We start from the raw sequence: 21,551 nt of genomic DNA on the forward strand, positions 1-21,551 counted from the left end.
ATATTAAATATTTAAAGTAATAAATTATTGAAAGGAGATTACTAATGTTAGAGAATTCTATAACACCAAAAAGTATTCCAGAGCGTAAGCTTTGGTCACAATTTGATTCTCTTCAAATGGGAATGGATTGGGATGAAGAAGATATAAAAAAGCCACAAATACTTATTGATGATGTATTTGGAGATAGTCATCCAGGAAGTTCTCATCTTATGGGATTAACGCATCAAGTAAGTATTGGTGTGTATGAAAAAGGAGGACGTCCAGGACAATTTCACGTTACAGATATTTGTGATGGATGTGCTCAAGGACATGATGGAATGAATTTTGTATTAGCTTCAAGGGAAGTTATTGCGGATATGGTAGAAATTCATGGATCATTTGTTTCATGGGATGGAATGGTTTTAATTTCTTCTTGCGATAAATCAATCCCTGCGCATCTTAAAGCGGCTGCACGTATGGATATACCAACTATATTTGTTCCTGGTGGAAGCATGAGACCAGCTCCATATATGTCTACATCTATTAAGGCTGGAGATATTTCTTTAAGAGAAAAGAAAAAAGGTGCTATAACTGATCAAGAAGTCAGAGATTTTAAATTGACTGGCTGTCCATCTGTAGGAGCTTGCCAGTTTCTTGGTACTGCAAGCACCATGCAATGTATGGCTGAAGCACTAGGTTTAGCGTTGCCAGGAAGTGCACTTGCGCCTGCTACAATGAGAGATATAACAGCAATGTCCAGAAAAGCTGGAAGGCAAATTATGAATTTGGTTAAGGCAAATATTACAACAAAGGATATACTTACTCAAGAAGCATTTTACAATGCAATTGTTGTACATGCGGCTATAGGTGGATCAACTAATGTAATGTTGCACCTTCCTGCTATAGCTTATGAACTTGGCATAGAATTAAAACCTGAAATATTCGATGAGATTAATCATAAGATTCCACACATAGGAAACATATATCCTAGTGGTGAGTACCCAACTGAAGCCTTTTGGTTTGCTGGAGGTATTCCTATGGTACAGTGGTTATTAAAGGATTATTTAAATCTGGATGTACTAACAGTAACAGGTAAGACCCTAAGAGAAAATCTTGAGGATATAAAAAATGATGGTTTCTTTGACAGAATAGAAGGATATCTTCATAATTATGGATTAAATCGGGATCAGTTAATAAAACCAGTTGAGACAACAAAGGAAATGGGATCTATTGCAGTTCTGAAAGGAAATTTAGCTCCAGAAGGTGCAGTTATCAAATATGCAGCAGTATCAGAAAATATGATGTATCATGTGGGAGCTGCAAGAGTATTTGATTGTGAAGAAGATTGTCATAATGCTGTAATTGAAGATAAGATTAATCCAGGAGAAGTCTTGATTATACGCTATGAGGGGCCAAGGGGATCTGGGATGCCAGAGATGCTTATGACAACAGAGGCTATAGTATGTGATAGCAGATTAAATGGATCAACAGTTTTATTAACAGATGGGCGCTTTTCAGGAGCTACAAGAGGACCATGTGTTGGACATATATCGCCTGAAGCAGCAACCGGAGGGCCAATCGCGTTAGTAAAAGATGGAGATTTAATTGAGCTTGATATAAATGAGAGAAAGCTAAATATTGTTGGAATCAATGGAAAATCATATAAATTGGAGGAGATAGAAAAAATATTAGAAGAACGAAAAGCAAATTGGAGTCTCCCTAAAACAGGACCAAGAAAAGGGATATTTGGACGTTATACAAGGGGAGCTGTATCAGCAATGAAAGGCGCTTATTTAGAGTAAGTATATAATAATAAGCATTTTGTAAACGATTATTGATAAAAAATTAATTTAGCATAAAATGTCTGAAGTTTATAAAGGAAAGTTAAGAATAGAAGTTTATTAATTATTATGATTTAGGCAAAAATATAATAAATATTTTATTAGTTAAAGGAGAGAAGTTAATGATGAAAATTAAAAATCCAATATTAAGAGGATTTAATCCAGACCCGAGTATTTGTAGGGTAGGTGAGGACTATTATATTGCAGTATCCACTTTTGAATGGTTTCCTGGAGTGCAAATTTATCATTCTAAAGATTTAATTAATTGGAATCTAGTTGCTCACCCTCTAAATAGAATTTCACAACTTGACATGAAAGGAAATGCTGATTCTGGTGGTATATGGGCTCCATGTTTAAGCTATAGTGACAATAAATTTTGGCTAATATATACAGATGTAAAAGTTACAAAAGGAATTTGGAAAGATTGCTACAACTATTTAGTTACTTGTGAAACTATTGATGGAGATTGGAGTGAACCAGTTAAGTTAAATGGTTCAGGTTTTGACCCTTCTTTATTCCATGATAAAAATGGGAAAAAATATTTATTGAATATGCTGTTTGATAATAGGGTATATAACCATAGATTTGCAGGTATTGTAATGCAAGAATATTCTCCAGAAAAAGAAAAATTAATTGGGGAATCTAAACTGATTTTTAAGGGGACAGATCTTAAACTAACAGAAGGTCCTCACTTATATCAGATTGGTGATTATTATTATCTTTTAACAGCTGAAGGTGGAACAAAATATGAGCATGCTGCTACAATAGCACGTTCTAAAAATATTGAAGGACCTTATGAAATACACCCAGATAATTCTATTCTTACTGCGTGGGACAAGCCTAGAAATGAATTACAAAAATGTGGTCATGCATCTATTGTACACACTCATACTGATGAATGGTATTTAGTTCATTTAACAGGAAGGCCACTTCCATCAGATGAAGTTCCTGGCACTGAAGTGAGAGGATATGATAAAGAAACTGGGAAACCACTTCCACATACAGCGCCAAGAGGATATTGTCCACTTGGAAGAGAAACAGCTATCCAAAAACTTGAGTGGATTGATGGATGGCCATATGTAGTAGGTGGTAAAGAAGGTTCAATAGAAATTGATGCTCCTAATATGAAAGAAGTAAAATGGGAACCTAGTTTTAAGGAATTAGATCATTTCGACAATGATAAATTGAACATTAATTTTCAATCACTACGTATTCCGTTGACTGAGGATATAATGTCCTTAACAGAAAATCCAGGAAATATGAGATTATACGGAAAAGAATCATTAATATCTAAATTTACACAGGCTTTAGTCGCTAGAAGGTGGCAATCTTTTAATTTTGATGCGGCAACAGGTGTGTCCTTCAATCCAGATACTTTTCAGCAATCAGCAGGTCTTGTATGCTACTATAACACAGAAAATTGGACAACAATTGATGTAACTTGGAATGAAGAAAAAGGAAGAGTAATTGATATTATTTCTTGTGATAACTTTGAATTTTCACAACCACTAGCTCAAAATATGATACCAGTGCCAGAAAATGTTGAATACGTACATCTAAAAGTAGAAGTTAGGGTTGAGGAATATAAGTTCTTTTATTCGTTTGATGGAGTGGAATGGAAGGAAGTACCTACAAGTTTTGAATCTAAAAAATTATCAGATGATTATGTAGGTGGAGGAGCGTGCTTTACAGGGGCATTTGTAGGTATGCACTGTCAGGATGTTAGCGGAAATAATAAATCTGCTGATTTTGATTACTTTATGTATAAAGAAAACCTAATATAGTTTTATTAAAATATGAATTGCTTATTAAACAGATAGAGGTAAACGATTTATTTTATGCTTTTATCAAAACAAGCTGTAAATATATGATTTTTAAAAGATTGGACCAGTTAAAGGTTGCGGAATCCCGCAACCGACTATATAAATACTAAATTATAAGGAGGATAGATATTTAGAAAATACAAAATTTTATAGAAGTGTATGAAGAAAAATATTATAAATTAAAAATGGAGGATGAATTTTAAATGAATATCAGTCAAGTAAGATCTAAGATTTCTGAAAAAATTACTATGAAAGAAAAGGTGGGGTATGCCACAGGAGATTTAGCTTGTAACTTTATTTATCAAACAGTAAGTAGCTATCTACTATTCTTCTATACAGACGTTTTTGGAATTTCGGCTGCAGCAGCTGGATTCATGTTTCTAATAGTAAGACTGTTTGATGCTGTAATGGATCCACTAATTGGGACAGTGGTGGATAAAACGAATACAAAATACGGAAGATTTCGTCCATATATCTTATATGGTGCTTTTCCCTTTGCAGGAGTAGCTATACTTTGTTTTACCACTCCAGCATTTTCAGATCCTATGAAATTAGTATATGCGTATGTTACTTATATACTATTATCAGTAACTTATTCAGTGGTTAACATTCCTTATGCAGCACTTACTTCAGCGATTACTCAAGATAACAAGGAAGTTGTAAGCCTAACTTCAATCAGAATGTTATTTTCAAATACCGGAGGATTAATTGTTTCTTTTGGTGTACCGCTTTTAGCTGGAATATTTACAAATATGACTGGAAAAACAAGCACAGGATGGCAAATTACCATGTCAATAATGGGGATTTTAGGTGCACTTCTACTAATCTTTTGCTTCTTGAATACTAAAGAGCGCGTTCAAATAGATCATTCTGAAGATGCAAAAATCAATGTTAAAGATATTTTTATTCAGTTAAAGTCAAATCGTCCACTAGTTATCATATGTATGTTCTTTATTCTTAATTTTGGCGTTAACTCAATAGTTAATTCTGTTGGAATTTATTATGTTACTTATAATGTTGCAAGACCAGATTTAGTAAAATGGTATGGTTTAATGGGAACTCTACCTGCACTAATACTTATGCCGTTAATGCCATTAATGTATAAATGGATGGGTAAGAAAAAATTATTATTTACTGCTTTATCTTTGAAAGCAATTGGATTAATAGCTTTATTTGTTATTCCTGCAACAATGGTTCCACTTGTATTTGCAGGACGATTAATCGCAGCATTGGGTACCATCACTGCAGGTGCCTTCACATGGGCGCTAATTCCTGAAACTATCGATTATGGTCAATATAAGACAGGTAAACGTGCAAGTGGTGTTATTTATGCGCTAGTTGGATTCTTCTTCAAGTTTGGTATGGCGATTGGAGGAATTGTTCCTGGATTAATACTAGCGAAATTCGGTTATGTTGCAAATCACGCTCAAACTGAGACAGCATTACATGGCATTTTAATCACAATGACTGCAATTCCAGTAATATTTGTAATTATTGAACTTGTTGCAATATTCTTCTATAACTTAGATGAAAAAGAACATGAAAGAGTATTGAGTGAATTAAATACAAGAGCATAATTTATGGAAATTTATTCTATATATAAGACTAGGTGTTGAGGGAAAATATTTATGTAAAAGTAATAGTTATGTTTTAAAGATTCATAGATGTGTTTGGATAAGCACATGAAATGTTGTCAGCTAATAGAAATGTCCAATTATTAGTAAAGGGGAAACCTTTCTATAGATATCAAATTTATAGAGAGGTTTTTTTATGTTATAAAAAATTATAGAATTACTTAAATTTCATATTTTTTCATATATGTCTTGAATTTGGTACATAAATTGATATAATAGTAAATGAAATTCATTATCAATTAAATGGCGAAAAGAAAAATTAATGCAATTAAAACTCATACCATCATTAATTTCGGTGATTAATTAGCAAGAAAGATAAATTAATCATGATTATAAAAAGGAAAAATGTATTTTATTATTCGGGGGGAAACAGTTATGTACCAAAGATTACATGAACTTATATCAGGAGATCCAATAAATAAGAAAATAAAAAAATCATTCTTAATAATCAATATGTTTACAATAATAAGCATGATTATAATAGTAAGTATTTTATATATGTTTTCTTATAAAACCAATTTGTCATATAGGAAATCATATGCACTTTCAGATAATATATCAAATATGAGAATTAGTTTACAAAAAATAGAGAAAAATCTTTATAAAGCAATAGCTGAGGAAGATATGGAGAAAGAACAAAAATATTTAGAATTAGTAAATGAAGAAGTAAAAGAATTCGATAGTAATTCTAAAATTTTAAAAGAAACACTACCTGATTATGAGCTAATTGATGAGATTAATTCATCTGTAGAATTAGCCGCAAAAAGTAGAAGTGATATAGTGGAATTGATAAATAAGAAAGAGAAGATATCAGCCTTAGCAGTAATGGAAAATACATATTCTTATCAAATAGATGGAATAGCAGATAAAGTTATAGAAGTATATAAACAGTCTCAAAAACAAACGTCTAATTTTTTACATAAGGTAGATATAATTAACAATATAATATTAGGATTTATAATAATCATAATGATCAGTACATTAATAATTACGTCAACAATAAGCGGTGTGTTGACAGATATATTTATTAAAGGAATTAATAATATAAAAGAAATATCTGAAGAATTATTATATGGAAATCTCAAAGTTGAAAGTAGCTATGAATCTACAGATGAAATGGGGGAGATGGCAAGTAATTTGATTAGCGCTATTGAGATGATAGATTCATATGTAGATGATATTACAACAATTTTAGAAAAAATATCAGTTGGAAATTTGGATATAGAGTTAGAGAAAAATGTGCAATATAAATGCGATTTTATTCCGATACAAGAGTCGCTTGAGAGTATTATAAACACATTGAATAGTGATTTCTATGGTATATCAAGGGCGGTAGAGTTAACATCAAATAGATCAGAACAAATATCACTAATTACAAAAGAACTATCAGATGGAGCAACAAATCAAGCAAGTATAATAGAAAAACTTTTAGACAATTTTAATAAAATATTAACTAAAGTTACTATAAACGCCCAAAATGCAGAGGAAGCTAATAAAGTATCGGAAAGTACCAAGAATATTGTATCTGAAGGAAATCACAAAATGGAAGAGTTAATGAAATCTATAGAGGAGATTGCTGAATCTTCCGATCAGATTTCAAAGATTACAAGTTCTATAGAAAATATAGCATCACAAACAAACCTTTTGGCGCTGAATGCAGCTATTGAGGCTGCGAGAGCTGGAGAAACTGGAAAAGGATTTGCGGTGGTAGCTAATGAAGTTAAGAGCTTAGCCGAACAGTGCTCAAATGCAGTTAAAAATACTAATATGTTAATAGGAAATTCTTTATTTGCAGTTAAAAAAGGTGAAGGTTTAGCAAAAGAGGCCTCGAATTCATTACAAAATATAGTGGTTAATGTAGATAATAGTGCTAAATTGGTCAATGAAATATCACTAGCATCGCAAGATCAAACAAATGAGATAATGAAAATGACAACGAGAGTTAACCAAATCTCTGAAGTTATACAGATTAACACAGCTAAGGCACAAGAAACTGCGGCATCAACTGAAGAATTATCACTTCAAGCCCAAAATATAGCCGAAAAGATGTCTAAATATGATTTGAAATCAAAGTGAAAGAATAGAGATTATGAAAAATATATAAGCAATAAAAAATTAGAGAAAATAAAAGCAAATACTATTAAGTAAAAGATAATTTAATATTATAGAAATATATAGTAAGAGAAAAAAAATAAAGGACAAAAACTGATTTTGACCTTCTTTGACCTTTTAGCTATAATTTACTTGTAAAAACAAATAATAAATATCTTAAGGAGGTCTTAGTATGTTTGGATTGATACCTTTTAGAACTAATGGATTAGACAAGAAGGGAGGCTCAATTGAAGATTTTTTCAATGATGATTTCTTTTCACCAATGAGTTTTGGCCTTGGAAATAACCAAAAATTTAATGCTGATATAAGAGAAACTCAAAATGAATATTTAGTTAGTGCAGAATTACCAGGTGTTAAGAAAGAAGATATAAACCTTGAATACAGAGACAATACTTTAATTATTTCTGCTCTTAGAAATGAAGAAATAAATGAAGAAAAAGATAATTATATTAGAAGAGAAAGAGCTTATGGAAAAATATCAAGGACTTTTCATGTTGAGAACGTTGATAAATCAAGAATTTCTGCAAAATTCCAAAATGGAGAATTGCAAATTATATTACCTAAATTAAACGAAGCTATAAGAGACGATAGTAGAATTTCAATTCAATAGTTTATAGATTAAACAAGTATATTATATGTAATTTGATGTATAAAATATTAGACAAAAATGAAATGAATAAAGAAGTTATTTAAGAGATAGTTGGATCGTACAATTATTGCGGGTTCACGACTATCTCTTAAATAACTTCTATTGTATATAGCGTTTAATCTATAGCATATTTAAAATTATATATGGTATAAATTAATCAGTATCTAATCTGGAGCAAAGAAACAATAATGTATAGTGTACACGATAAAATATGTAATTTTAAATTAGTAATTAACTAGTTTAGATTTATGGTATAATTATTTAGAATTTAATACAATAGTTTTCGGGAAGGTAAATACATATATGAAAGAAGCAATACTTACAGTAAAAAAAGAATTTGTTAAGAAATATAAAAATGGATATCCTTTAATTCTTGAAGAAGCTTTTGATAATATAAAAGATTTAAAAGAGGAAGGACAAATCATAACCCTTATAGATGAAAAAAAGACTTTCTTAGGAAAGGGGTATTATGGGAAACAAAATAAAGGCTGTGGATGGATTTTAAGTAACAGTAAAAATAGCAATTTGGATTATAAATTTTTCTATGATAAGATTAGGAATGCATTTTCCAAAAGAATGAAATTTTATCATTCAAAAGACACGTCTGCATTTAGAGTATTTAATGGTGAAGGCGATGGAATAGGTGGGCTTACGATTGACTATTTCGATGAATATTATCTCATCACTTGGTATAGCAGAGGTATATATACATTTAAAGACAATATAATTAAAGCTATAAAAAGCTTAGTTTCTTTTGATGGTATATATGAAAAAAAGAGATTTGAAGAAAATGGTATGGTTGTAGATGAAGATAGCTATGTTTGTGGAAGAAAAGCACCTGAACCTCTTATAGTTAAAGAAAATAAAGTTAATTTCTCAATTTATTTAAATGATGGGGCTATGGTTGGAATATTTTTAGACCAAAAGGAAGTAAGAAAGTCTATCAAAGATAAATACTCCAATAATAAAAAAGTTTTAAATACTTTTTCATATACAGGAGCATTTTCAATGGCAGCTGCAAAAGGTGGTGCTATTACTACAAGTGTTGATTTAGCAAGCCGAAGTCTAGAAAAAACAACTGAGAACTTTACTATAAATAATATTGATTTCACAAAACATGAAATAATTGTTGAAGACATTTTCCTATATTTTAAACGTGCAAAAAAGGAAGAATTAAAATTTGATGTGGTTATTCTTGATCCGCCAAGCTTTGCAACATCAAAAGATAATAGATTCAGTGCAGCAAAAGACTATAAAGGATTGGTTAAATCAGCTATAGATATAACAGAGGATGAAGGAGTAATTGTAGCTTCAACAAACTGTGCTACTTTTAATATGGGCAAATTTAAGAAATTTATATATGAAGCTTTTAAAGAATCACATAGAAATTATGAAATTCTAGAAGAACATACTCTTCCAGAAGATTTTGCAGTTACAGATAAATTTCCTGAGGGAAATTATTTAAAAGTTGTGATTGTAAAAATGTACTAAAGAAAGTAACAAAAAAATTAGCAAATAAAATGAGGAAAAAGATAATTATACAAAATGAAATGACTTGAGAAGTTAGTTAAGAGATAGTTAGAGAAGCGTAAAATTATTGTGCGTTCTCGACTGTCTCTTTAATTATTTATATTGAATATAGAATTTAATGTATAGCATATTTGAAATTATATAATAGTATAAATTAATCAGTATTTAAATTATAGAAAGGAATTCTATATGAATCTAATAAATAGTCTTTATGTTAAATATTTGTCAAAGTTTGATGATATACCATATAGGATTAAGTTTCAAAATAATAAAGAATTTATTATAGGGAAGGGCACACCTCAATTCGAAATAAATATTAAGGGAGAAATAAGTAAAACAGACTTAATTAGAAGTACGTTCCTTGCTATTGGTGAAGCTTACATGAAAGGGAATATAGAGATAAAAGGAGATTTATTTGAAGTTATAAATATATTTATTAGTCAGATTGATAAAATCTCATCAGGTAGTAAGCCAGTAAAAAATACGATTTTTCAATCCAATTCTTCAAAAAAACAAAAAGGTGAGATTCAAGAGCACTATGATATAGGGAATAATTTCTATAGTTTATGGCTTGATGATACTATGACATATTCATGTGGATATTTTAAATCAAATAATGATAGTTTGCATGACGCACAAATTAATAAAATTAATCATATACTAGCAAAGTTAGACATAAAAGAAGGTATGAGCGTCTTGGATGTAGGATGTGGGTGGGGATTTTTACTTATTGAAGCAGCAGAAAAATATAGTATTCATGGTATTGGAATTACATTAAGCAAAGAGCAATATAAAAAATTTAATGAAAGAATAAAAGAAAGAAAGCTTGAAAAATTACTAGAAGTTAGACTTATGGATTACCGAAATTTAGCTGAAAGTGGATTATCATTTGATAGAATTGTAAGTGTTGGCATGGTTGAGCATATAGGAAGAGAGAATTATGAATTATTTATAAAAAATATTGATTCTGTCTTAAAACCAAAAGGGTTATGTTTATTAGATTATATCAATTCATTAAAAGAATATTCTGTAGATCCATGGATTAAAAAGTATATTCTTAAAGAAGCGGTTATTCCAAGTTTTAGAGAAATTATAGACATTTGTAGTAATTATAATTTCCATACCATCGATGTTGAAAATCTTAGAAGGCATTATGTTAAGACTTTACTATATTGGAGAGAGAATTTTAATAACAATCTAAGTGAAGTTTCTAAAATGTTTGATGAAAAATTTGTAAGAATGTGGGAACTTTATCTTTGTTCATGTGCGGCAATATTTAATAATGGAGTGATAGATATTCATCAATTACTAATTTCTAAAGGAATAAATGATGATATTCCTATGACAAGAGAATATATGTACAATAAATAAAATTTATATATTATTTATTATACATATAAGTAATTCTTATGTAGTAATACAAGATACTTAATGTAATTTATTGTGAAGAGTAAGACTGACTAGATATTATTTTAAATTACGAACGAGAAAATACAACCAATAGAACAGAGTTTTATTTAATGCTAAAATAAATATGTGACTAATAGTATATATGTTGAAATAATAAATTTATATTTAAAATTATAGTAGCTCAAGAACAAGAGTCCAATTAAGATAGAAATGCAGAAACTTAATAATAACATATATAGTTATAATAATTAAAGTTAAAAAGGAATGATTAAAGTGTTACTAATGATAGATAATTATGATTCGTTTGTATATAATCTGGTCAGATATTTTGAAGAGATTGGAGAAATTGTGGATGTAGTTAGAAATGATAAAATTAATATTGAGAGCATCAGAAACAATAAATATTATGGTATAGTTATTTCACCAGGACCTAAAGATCCCAAGCAAGCAGGCTTGTGCCTAGATATTATTAATAAATTTAAAAATGAAACTCCTATATTGGGTATATGTCTTGGACATCAGTGTATAGGACATTATTTTGGCGGAGAAATAATTAAAGGCGACAGGCCTATGCATGGTAAAATAAGTGAAGTAACACATAATAATAGCGGAATATTCCATAATGTTAAAAATCCATTAAAGGTAACAAGATATCATTCTCTAATTATTGATAAGAAGAAACTCCCAAAAGAATTAGTGGTTACGGCAGAAACGTCAGATGGGGTAATCATGGGAATTAGACATAATGAATTACCTATATATGGAGTTCAATTCCATCCAGAAGCAGAACTTACGGAAGAAGGGCATAAAATCTTAGGAAATTTTATTTTAGAGTGCAAGAGGTTTAGAAATGGTAGATTTTAAGATTAAAGAGTTAAATACATATTATAATCCTTTTTATACATATGATATTTTTAAAGATAGTGAAGATTCTATATTTTTAGATAGTTCGAAAGAAGACAAATTATTATCCAAGTATTCTTTTATCGGATTGAATCCATATAAAAAATTTATCTCTAAGGGGAGAAAAGTAACTATTGATAATGAAGAATATAATGATGTAGATCCATTTGAAAAATTGGATAAAATTATTGAGAGTTATAAAATTAGTATTAATAGCAAACTTCCTTTTGTTAGTGGTGCTATTGGTTATTTTTCTTATGATATAGGAAGAGTGTTAGAGGATCTGCCAGATGAATCAAAGGAAGATTTTAGTATACCTGATAGTATTTTTATTTTCTTTGACAATCTAATAATATTTGATTTACAAAATAAAAAAACTTATATAACTTCAGCTGGGCAACTTGAAGAATCTAAAAATAGCATATTAAATATAGAAAAGTGCCTAGAGAATTATATTAAGGGGATTCCAGTAAATTTAGAAAAAACAAATAATGAATTCTTTTCAAATTTTGATAAGGAAGAGTATAAAAAAGCTATAGCATCTCTTAAAGAATATATAAGAAGTGGAGATGTATATATAGCTAATATGACTAGAAGGATATGGTGTAATAATAATGAAAAGCCATATGAAATATATAGAAAATTGAGAAATACAAATAAAGCACCATTTTCAGCATATATGAATTTTAAGGATTTTCAAATAATAAGTTCTTCACCTGAAAGATTTTTATCAATTTTAGATGGTAAGGTTCAAACAAGGCCAATTAAAGGAACTAGACCTAGAGGAAAAGATTATGAGGAAGATGAGAGAAATAGAAATGAGTTAATGGCTTCGGAAAAAGATAAATCCGAGCTTTTAATGATTGTTGATTTAGAAAGGAATGATCTGAGTAAAGTTTGTAAACCTAAATCAGTAAAAGTTACAGAGCTTTTTAAATTAGAGGAGTATGAGACTGTATTTCATCTTGTGGCAACAATAGAAGGAAGATTAAGAGAAAATGTGTCTTCAGTAAAGTGCATAAGGGAGTGTTTTCCAGGGGGATCAATTACAGGAGCGCCTAAAATACGAGCAATGGAAATAATAGAAGAGCTTGAGAAGCTAAAAAGAAATATATATACAGGGTCTATAGGATACTTCGATTTAAGAGGAAATAGTGATTTTAATATAGTTATTAGAACTATATTAAAAAAAGGTAATAAAGCGTATTTAGGAGTTGGTGGAGGAATAACATGGGAATCTATTGAAGAAGAGGAGTGGTTAGAGACAATAGACAAAGCTAAAGCGTTGATGGAGGTATTATAGTGAGAAGGATAGTTCATAATTATGATAAAGTAATGCTTGACGATGGATTATTTTTTGGAAGAGGAATATTTGAAACAATTCTTTGTAAGGAAAAACCAATATATTTAGAAGAGCATTTACAGAGATTAAAAAAAGATATGATGGAATTAAATTTACAGCCATTAGTGGAAGAAAAATTTTTAAGAGATCATTTAAATAAGTTGGAGATAAAAAACAAAGTATTAAAAATAACTGTTACACCTTTAAACATTATAATAACCGAAAGAGAAATTGCATATAAAAATGACGATTATAAAAAAGGAATGTCGTTAACAATTTCAAAGGTAAGACGTAACAGTACTTCAAGATTGGCCTCTATCAAATCTACATGCTATATAGAAAACATAATTGAAAAAGAGAATGCTAAGAAATTAGGCTACGATGATGTGATATTTTTAAATGAAAAAGGTAATGTTACAGAAACGAGCTGTGCAAATATATTTATGATAAAAAATAATGAAATTTTTACTCCAAATAGTGAAGATGGATTATTAAAAGGTATAATAAGAGATAAGATTATGAAAAAATTTAAGGTGACTGAAAAAAGCATTACTATAGATGATTTAACACATTCAGAAGAGGTAATTATAACAAATAGTATAATGGGGGCAATGTCTATAAAACAGATTAATGAAACTAAATATAATAGTGAAAAGTTTAGACATATATTTAATGAAAATTTGAGAAATTAGAATAATACTTATAATTAAAACAAAGCACAAATTTCTGGTTTATGAAGATTTTGATATATATATTGAAATTCACAATCACGACTAAAATCCTTACAATATTTTTAGAATTATGATGAAAAATTATTTTTGCAATATATACATTTATAAAAAACTTGAAAGAATACTTAGATATTTCTTTCAAGTTTTTATATTTGGCAAATTAATATAAGTGATTCTTAATTAATAATAAATCTGACAAGTTAAAATATATAATAGGGGTTTTTTAGCAATAACACATATTATTGTGTAGAATTTGGAAATAAAATTGTGAAATTTTTATTATTCAGTAAGTATTTGCTTAGATAAGTATGCTTAATTATGATAAGATATATTTAGGCATAATTAAAAAAACAATAAGTTCATCTGTCGAGTCTATTTCTCATTATAGAGGAAACTCGACTCGCTACGCTCCATGAGTACTCACAGAGTAAGCGATCATCATCAAATCACAGATTTGGATGTCTGCTTAACTGAGTCACACCAAATAATTTTTATAGGAGATTAACTAATAAATAGGTTAACTAAGTTCAAGAAACCAAATCATAGATTTGGACTTTAACTTATCTACTTATCAGCAGATTGCACTAATAGACTTGCTATGAGTCCATTTTTTGCCTAATGAAAAATAATCATGGCATTTTGAATTTGTTATTTTATTTCATATGCCTTATCAGAACTATGAAAATACATAAGGAAGATATAGTATGAATTAGTATAGTTGTTATGGAGAGTTTTATGAGAAAAGATAATTACATATTGAATATAATTGATCAGATAAGAGGAGTTTTAAGTAAAAATAATTATAGAGAGAATAGATACAATAGGGATATAGCGTGGCTTGAAGAACGAAAAAGTATTTATAATGATAATATAATACGAATTGCTATTATGGGAATAACTAGTAGTGGAAAATCTACTTTAGTAAATGCACTTCTTGGTGAAAAGATTTTACCAATGGCTATAAGGCCTAGTTCAAGTATTATAATTACGGCATCAAAAGGACTAAAGAGACAAGCTGTTATTTATTTTAAGGATAGTGGACCTAAAATATTAGAGACGGAAAATCTAAATGAAGATGCTATAGCAGAATATGCGGATGAGAGCAGGAATCCTGGAAATACGCTTAATGTTACTCAGATTGATATAAAAACACCTTATTTTATGTTAGATGAGAAAATACATATAATCGATAGTCCAGGATTAGATGCATGGAACTTAGAAAATCATGAAAAATTGACATTGGAGATATTACTTCCAACTATAGATATATGCATATTTGTGACTACGGTTAAGGCTAATAGTGATGCAACGAATGCTGAAAAAATTAAGATAGTAAGTGAGAAAGACAAGCAGATAATCCTAGTACAAAACATGATAGATTCAATTGAAGAAAAGATTGGCAGGAATGGAATAGTTGAAGAAGATAAAGTTACTATATTAAAAAAGTATAAAAAGAGAGCAGAGAGGCTCTTAATGGAAATTACAGATGATAAAGAAATATCGGAAGTTATTCAAATATCAGCACTTAATGGACTTTTGGGAATTGTAGATAAAGATAAGGAAAGATATGATAATTCTAATTTTGAAATGTTTATTAATGCTATAGAAAATTGTGCGGAAAATACTATTCCAAAGCTTAATGGACGGAGAGCTGAAAGTCTAATAGAAAAAATTAATAGCATAATTTCAACTGATCAAGAAATTATAAAGGGAAATAATTTAGGTGAAATAGAAGATTTAATAAAAGTAAGTAATAAAGAGCTTGATAATCTTGCAAATAAATTTGAGATTGCTCGGAATGAAATAGCTGAAAAGATTAAAGAAATTGAAAACATTACTTCAAATATAATAAAGGAAATATCATCTGTATCATCTGAAAATATTGAAGATTATTTAGACATAGTAGATAGAATTAACAATAAAAATTTATATATTGAAAGTGATATTTTAAGCACTGTTAAGAGGTGTGAAAAAGATAAAAGAAGAATATATGATAGTCTTAATTTAGATATAAGATCCTCTTATGTTTTGCCGAGTATCGAAAGTAAAAATATTGAGATTAAGCATAAATATGAAGAAAGAACTGTGTTATTTAAGAAAGAAGGGGTTCTAAATAAGGGGAAAAGATTATTGTCTAATATATTTGACAAGGACTGGGGATATAAAGAAGTAGGATATGACGAGAGAATAATTGATAAAGATGAGACTATTAAGAGGGCCCAAAAAATATGTAGTGAAAATAAGAATAAATATATAAGTATATTAAAGGAATGGAGTAATCAATATACAAAAGCAATAGATACTTTCTATGAGGAAGTATCAAGAAGAACAGAAGAATTTGAAGAAAAAAAAGAGCAAAATATAGAGCTTTATGATATAGGAGAAGTAACTAAGGATCTAATAGGTATTAAAGACAAGCTTTCTAATTTAAGAGTTGATGTGAAAAATGAGGTAGCAATAACAAGTGATAATTATGAAAAAAATATTTCATACAGTATTTCAAGGTTACATTATAACTTTTATATGCTGAGTAATAAAATTTTAGAAAAGAACTACCTATTAGTTGGAAAATATATAAATAAAAAGTGTGAAGAAAAGTCTAACAGTATGGGCCTAAAGCTTTTTTGGACATGGGATATAGATTCTTGCAGAGATTTCATTTCTAGAATGTATGGAATTGATCTAGATTTTGAAGAATGTGAATTAATAAAGAGAGAAGGTTTATATAGTTTTGAAGATATAGCTATTATCTATGAATCTGGAAAAGGTACGCTTAAATTTTATGAAAAACTTAAACAGATAAAAGATATGACTTATAGTATGTTTATTATTTTTAATGGAATACAAATTGGAAATTCTAAGAAGCAGATTTTAGAAAGCAGAAATTTAAACTATTTCTTTAAGGAGAATAGTAATTTATCAGTGAATTTAGTAATAGATTCATGCAGAGAATTTATAAATGCAAATAATATAGAGGAGCTTCTGATAGAAGTTAAAAACCTAAAAGATAAAGTTATTAGTAGGTTTAGTAGTATAAGGACTGAATATATATTAATTAATTCCAAAAATCCAATATATAATATGGCATTAATAGAATCACAGGAAATTCATGAATTTTTGATAAGTGATTATAAAGTTATAAAAGAAAAACTGATTGAAAATCCTTTGTCAAGAGGAGTAGAAGAACAAGAAACTATTGAAAAGATTTTAAGCTATTTTTTGAATACCTCTAAAGAGGAAGGAGTATGAATGAATATATGGAAGAAAGATCAATTTTAATTCAAAGCGATGAAGTTACAAAAAATATAATGGGCGAAATACAGGACGATATGTTAAGTTTACTTTCAAGGGCATCTAGAAATATGACAGAAGAGCTAACTGAAAAATTAAAGCCAGTTGAGAGAAAAATAAATGACTTGCGAGAAAATTTTCAAGAGTTTCATGAAGAAGAATTCGAAGAAAAACTTGAAGATTTAAATAAAAGCATATTAAAAATAAGAGAAATGACAGAAACGAAATTGGAAGCAGTAATACAAAAGAGTGTGGAAGAGCAAAGTAAGGTATTATTTGAATCTATAGAAGAAAGATTGGCAATATTAGGATTAAAGGTAGTGAAAGATGCGGCAAGTAATAAAGAAGCGATTTTAGATAAATTAGATAATATTAACTTAGATAAGATAGAAGAAAAAGTAGACTTGGTTGAAAAATCTATTGAAAATAAAGTTGAATATTTAGACAAATCTATAGAATATAATCTAATTAATAATAAAAATTCAATTTTAGGAAAAATTAAGGATATTGACAGTAAAATTGAAGATAAAGATAGTATAATAGAATTAATAAGTAAATTAGAGGATGAGCTTAATAATAAGATTGATTATATACAAGAAGAGGTAGAGTGGGGAAATAAATCATTCTTTTCTAAGCTTTTTGGAAGAAGGAGATAATAGGAAATGACATATATAAATTTAATAGAAGATGAAAGGTTTTATAACTTATTAGAAAAATATCTTAATAATGATAAGCAAGGTATAGATTATAACAGATACTTTGAACATTTTATTGAGAATTTGAATAAGAAAGAAATAATGGTTCCTGTTTTAGGGATTCAAGGTGCAGGAAAGAGTAGTTTTTTAAATGCCATACTAATGGAGGAAAATGTATTACCCACAGATGTTGATGAAACAACTTGCGTACCAGTTGAGGTTAGATATGGAGAAAATACTGATGAAGCTGTAGTATATTATCTAAACGGAAGAAAAGAGCATATACGCATAAAAGAATTGGAAAAATATGTACATAATGATTATAATGAAGCCAATAATCTTAAAGTATCGAAAATAGTATTATATAACAAGAGCGATGTTTTAAAAGATGATATAGTACTTGTAGATTTGCCTGGTGTTGGAAGTTTGACACCACAAAATCAGAAGACTACTTTAGAATATGTAGACAAGCTAACAGCAGGAATATTTTTAATTAGGACAAATCCACCAATTACAAGATCGGAGAAAAGCTTTATAAATGCTTTGTGGCCTAAATTAGCTAATACTATTTTTGTTCAAAATAAATGGAATGATGAAAGTGTTGAAGATGCAAATGAGGCAAGAGAACATAACTCTGGCGTATTAAGTAGTATAAGTTATTCTCATAATGAAGAAAGAGATATAAAAGTTGATATAGTAAATGTTTATGAGGCTGTAAAAGGGAAATTCACTGGAGATGAAGCAGCTTATAATAATTCAGGAATAGTTAATGTAATAGAAGAAATTAAAAATATTTCAAAGGAATATAATAAAGATTTAATGAAGGTCTTAAGCCAAAGAGTTAATGAAGCTTTAGAAAACATTAATGATAGGATAAATACTTATAAAACTTTAGCATTAAATAAGGACAATCAAAATACTTTAGAAAAGGAAGAAAGAATCAAAGAGATAAAAACAATGTTATCGGAGAATAAAAGAAAATTAAGAGATTTTCGAACTTATGCAGAAGATGAAATGAATAATATTATAGATAATTCATCTAAAGTAATAAAAGAGAACATTGAAAATTTACGAGTAGAATTAAGAAGAATTATAAATAAAGGAATAGTTGATGGCAATAGACTTAGCTTAATATATAAAGAGACGTCTGATAAAGCAATAAATGATATAATGGATGAGATTTTGAACAGTATTGGTGAATTTATAAAAAATATAAATAGCAGATTTGAAAATATAAGAATAAAAGGTTTTAATGGAACCTATGAGAATATATCATTCTTTAATAAAAAGAGTTCAATAAAATATGAAAAGTCAATTCCAGCATTACTTGGGGTATCAACCGGAGTAATTGGGACAGTTGGAGCAGTAGGAATGCTTGGTGGTCCTGTAGGAATTTTGGTTGGGATGGGAATAAGTTTAGCCTTTTCTTTGATTGGAGATCATATGAGGAAAAAAATAGTTGAAAGTAGAGCTAATTATACTTTAAAAGATTTGGAGCCAATGATAGAAGATTTAGAAATATATTTAAAAGAAGAAATAACCGGAGATTTAATGGCAAAACAAAAGGAAATAGACGAATCTATAAAGGCAATGAAATCTAATTTAGAAAATGTCTTTAAACAAGATATGGAAGACTTGGAAAAACAGTATGAAACTACTTATAACGAAGAAAGTATTTTAGAATTTGAAAAAGATTTAAAAATATTAAGGGAATTAATCGAGGAATATAAGGAGAAATAAATATTATGAATATTTTTAAAAACTGCGTTGATAGACAAAACAGGATTGATAAGGTAGTTAATATTCTTGATAATGATGAAATTACATCGAAGAATTTATTAATAAAGGATAGAATAATTAATCCAGCTCACTATATTGTCATGCTAGGCGAAACTAGCTCAGGAAAAAGTGCGTTAATAAACAGTATTTTTCAAAGGAAAATACTAGTGGAGAGCGTTAAACCAACAACTGGAATTGTCACAGAAGTTATAATAGACGAGAGTTCTGAAGAAACCTTATTTGCTATAAATAATGATTTAAGCATAGATGTTTTGGATGATGATAGTTTTTCGAATTTTACAGTAAAACCAGATGGTAATATAAATAGATTAAGATATATTGGACCATGTAAAGATTCGAGATATTCTGGAATGAGGATTTTCGATACTCCTGGATATGGATCACTTGTTGAAAGGCACGAAGAAGTTTTAAAGAATTTTATACCAGAAAGTGATTTTATAATATATGTTGTGTCGTATAAAACTGGAGTTGGAGAAGACGATTTTCAGTTTTTAAAGTATGTTAGCGAAATTATAAACAATAATGTGGAAGTTGTACTCGCAGTAAATATGTGCCCACAAAACATAGATATGGATAATAAAAGAATCAATGAAATTAAAAATAGCGTTTGTGAATGTATCCATAAAGATATAGAAACATTTCTTATTGAAAGCAGTATTGAAAAGAATCCTGACACAGATAAGCTCTGGAACTATATATACAAAAAAGTTAATGATCCAGATAAAGAAGGAGAGCTTTCAGAAACTCTAAAGAATTATCAGGATTACTTATTGCGTGAATGCGATATAAAAATCAGTTCTAGAATTGCGGAAATAGAATGTAAAAAAGAAGAGGTAGTAGAAAAAGCTAATGTAATTAAGGAATTCTTAGATAAAAAAGATGAGATACTAGATGTTATAGAAAACGGATTTGTAAAAATAAAATTAAAAGCAGTAAGGCTTATAGGAAAATCCGATATGAAAATCAAAGAGAATATTACGAACTATATATACGATGAAAGCAAATGGTCAATGAAGGAAGAAACCTTCACCTTAATGCAGCACTACTATGTTCCAAAGTTAACAAGCGAGGAAACTGAAAACTTAAATACCTATATTGAAGATGAAGTTATTAATTTAAATAGAGAAGTTGAGAACATTCTAAACGCAGAAATTATTAAGCTAAAGGAGAATGTTAAAAGAAGTACACCTTCATATAACAAGGTTGTAGAAGATATCATAGAAAAGCATAGAGGGGATTCTATTGAAAGAGCTACAGGAGAAATGTTTAGGACAGTATATAAAGGTAAATTCAATAATTCAGAAAAGGATTATGCTATTAGTAAAAATTTAAAGAAGCTTTCTAATACATTTGAAAAATCATCTGTTGGAGAAGTTAATAATAATTTAAATCATTTATTAAAAACAATAAGGGCTACATCTTTAAAGGGAATTACTGAATCTTTAAATGTTTTTACGGATTCAATATTCTTTTTATATGATTCATTGACATGGCAGAAAAAGATAAATGAAATATCTGTAACTGCTATAGATAATTGGGCTAATAATATTGAAGGGTCTTTAAGAAAATACTTAGATGAATTGAAAGAAATAAGTAAAGAAGAAGTATTAGTTTTATTTGATGAATTAAGTGAGGAATTCACCAATACAAAAGATGAATTGAAAAATATAAGTTCCGAAGAATTAGTTAGATTAAAGAAGGAAATAGAATTCTTATTATATAAATGCCTGCTTATAAATCTGACAAAGTAAAGGCATATTCAAGCAAATAAGAATATTTAATGTATTCAAAGTGCACAGAAATATAGGGTT

14 protein-coding genes are annotated in these 21,551 nt (G+C 28.7%); all 14 read left to right on the top strand.

Annotated features, from left to right (window positions below; translation table 11 throughout):
* Positions 1-44 precede the first annotated feature (44 nt).
* The 14 genes from ilvD (at position 45) to L3B96_RS25075 (ending at position 21,491) form a co-directional block, all read left to right on the top strand.
* The gene (ilvD, locus tag L3B96_RS25010; protein ID WP_077829436.1) at positions 45-1,781 is read left to right on the top strand and encodes a dihydroxy-acid dehydratase; all 1,737 of its coding nucleotides are present in this window, start codon (positions 45-47) and stop codon (positions 1,779-1,781) included.
* A 161-nt stretch (positions 1,782-1,942) separates the two neighbouring features.
* Entirely contained in the window at positions 1,943-3,604 is a 1,662-nt protein-coding gene (locus L3B96_RS25015) for a glycoside hydrolase family 43 protein (protein WP_275297368.1), read from the top strand.
* A 242-nt stretch (positions 3,605-3,846) separates the two neighbouring features.
* Complete coding sequence (locus L3B96_RS25020) at positions 3,847-5,220, top strand: MFS transporter (protein WP_077829434.1); 1,374 nt, start codon at positions 3,847-3,849, stop codon at positions 5,218-5,220.
* 432 nt (positions 5,221-5,652) lie between these two features.
* Positions 5,653-7,353, top strand: coding sequence for a methyl-accepting chemotaxis protein (locus tag L3B96_RS25025; RefSeq protein ID WP_238899818.1), 1,701 nt, complete (start codon positions 5,653-5,655; stop codon positions 7,351-7,353).
* 208 nt (positions 7,354-7,561) lie between these two features.
* Complete coding sequence (locus tag L3B96_RS25030; RefSeq protein ID WP_238899817.1) at positions 7,562-7,999, top strand: Hsp20/alpha crystallin family protein; 438 nt, start codon at positions 7,562-7,564, stop codon at positions 7,997-7,999.
* Between the two features lie 342 nt (positions 8,000-8,341).
* The gene (locus tag L3B96_RS25035; RefSeq protein ID WP_238948896.1) at positions 8,342-9,529 is read left to right on the top strand and encodes a class I SAM-dependent rRNA methyltransferase; all 1,188 of its coding nucleotides are present in this window, start codon (positions 8,342-8,344) and stop codon (positions 9,527-9,529) included.
* A 228-nt stretch (positions 9,530-9,757) separates the two neighbouring features.
* Complete coding sequence (locus tag L3B96_RS25040; RefSeq protein ID WP_238899815.1) at positions 9,758-10,939, top strand: cyclopropane-fatty-acyl-phospholipid synthase family protein; 1,182 nt, start codon at positions 9,758-9,760, stop codon at positions 10,937-10,939.
* Positions 10,940-11,251: 312 nt separating this feature from the next.
* Positions 11,252-11,842, top strand: coding sequence for an aminodeoxychorismate/anthranilate synthase component II (locus L3B96_RS25045; RefSeq protein WP_238948901.1), 591 nt, complete (start codon positions 11,252-11,254; stop codon positions 11,840-11,842).
* Positions 11,829-13,184: an aminodeoxychorismate synthase component I gene (pabB, locus tag L3B96_RS25050; RefSeq protein ID WP_238948897.1), complete on the top strand. Its 1,356-nt coding sequence runs from the start codon at positions 11,829-11,831 to the stop codon at positions 13,182-13,184. The genes L3B96_RS25045 and pabB overlap by 14 nt, the downstream gene beginning before the upstream one ends.
* Entirely contained in the window at positions 13,184-13,915 is a 732-nt protein-coding gene (locus L3B96_RS25055; protein WP_238899813.1) for an aminotransferase class IV, read from the top strand. Before pabB ends, L3B96_RS25055 begins: the two co-directional genes overlap by 1 nt.
* 774 nt (positions 13,916-14,689) lie before the next feature.
* Complete coding sequence (locus L3B96_RS25060) at positions 14,690-17,203, top strand: dynamin family protein (RefSeq protein ID WP_238948898.1); 2,514 nt, start codon at positions 14,690-14,692, stop codon at positions 17,201-17,203.
* A gap of 8 nt (positions 17,204-17,211) precedes the next feature.
* Positions 17,212-17,901, top strand: coding sequence for a hypothetical protein (locus tag L3B96_RS25065; protein WP_077843286.1), 690 nt, complete (start codon positions 17,212-17,214; stop codon positions 17,899-17,901).
* 6 nt (positions 17,902-17,907) lie between these two features.
* Positions 17,908-19,680: a dynamin family protein gene (locus L3B96_RS25070; RefSeq protein WP_065418749.1), complete on the top strand. Its 1,773-nt coding sequence runs from the start codon at positions 17,908-17,910 to the stop codon at positions 19,678-19,680.
* Positions 19,681-19,685: 5 nt separating this feature from the next.
* Positions 19,686-21,491 carry a dynamin family protein gene (locus tag L3B96_RS25075; RefSeq protein ID WP_238899811.1) on the top strand — a complete coding sequence of 602 codons (1,806 nt, stop codon included), beginning with the start codon at positions 19,686-19,688 and terminating at the stop codon, positions 21,489-21,491.
* The last annotated feature ends 60 nt before the right edge of the window (positions 21,492-21,551 follow it).

It is taken from the genome of Clostridium sp. YIM B02569 (assembly GCF_022320765.1).
Classification (GTDB): Bacteria; Bacillota; Clostridia; order Clostridiales; family Clostridiaceae; genus Clostridium; species Clostridium beijerinckii.

Excerpts from the sequence above, each read along its gene's own strand:
- ilvD (WP_077829436.1), top strand. The coding sequence starts at position 45 with ATGTTAGAGAATTCTATAACACCAAAAAGTATTCCAGAGCGTAAGCTT.
- L3B96_RS25015 (WP_275297368.1), top strand. The coding sequence starts at position 1,943 with ATGATGAAAATTAAAAATCCAATATTAAGAGGATTTAATCCAGACCCG.
- L3B96_RS25020 (WP_077829434.1), top strand. The coding sequence starts at position 3,847 with ATGAATATCAGTCAAGTAAGATCTAAGATTTCTGAAAAAATTACTATG.
- L3B96_RS25025 (WP_238899818.1), top strand. The coding sequence starts at position 5,653 with ATGTACCAAAGATTACATGAACTTATATCAGGAGATCCAATAAATAAG.
- L3B96_RS25030 (WP_238899817.1), top strand. The coding sequence starts at position 7,562 with ATGTTTGGATTGATACCTTTTAGAACTAATGGATTAGACAAGAAGGGA.
- L3B96_RS25035 (WP_238948896.1), top strand. The coding sequence starts at position 8,342 with ATGAAAGAAGCAATACTTACAGTAAAAAAAGAATTTGTTAAGAAATAT.
- L3B96_RS25040 (WP_238899815.1), top strand. The coding sequence starts at position 9,758 with ATGAATCTAATAAATAGTCTTTATGTTAAATATTTGTCAAAGTTTGAT.
- pabB (WP_238948897.1), top strand. The coding sequence starts at position 11,829 with ATGGTAGATTTTAAGATTAAAGAGTTAAATACATATTATAATCCTTTT.
- L3B96_RS25060 (WP_238948898.1), top strand. The coding sequence starts at position 14,690 with ATGAGAAAAGATAATTACATATTGAATATAATTGATCAGATAAGAGGA.
- L3B96_RS25065 (WP_077843286.1), top strand. The coding sequence starts at position 17,212 with ATGGAAGAAAGATCAATTTTAATTCAAAGCGATGAAGTTACAAAAAAT.
- L3B96_RS25070 (WP_065418749.1), top strand. The coding sequence starts at position 17,908 with ATGACATATATAAATTTAATAGAAGATGAAAGGTTTTATAACTTATTA.
- L3B96_RS25075 (WP_238899811.1), top strand. The coding sequence starts at position 19,686 with ATGAATATTTTTAAAAACTGCGTTGATAGACAAAACAGGATTGATAAG.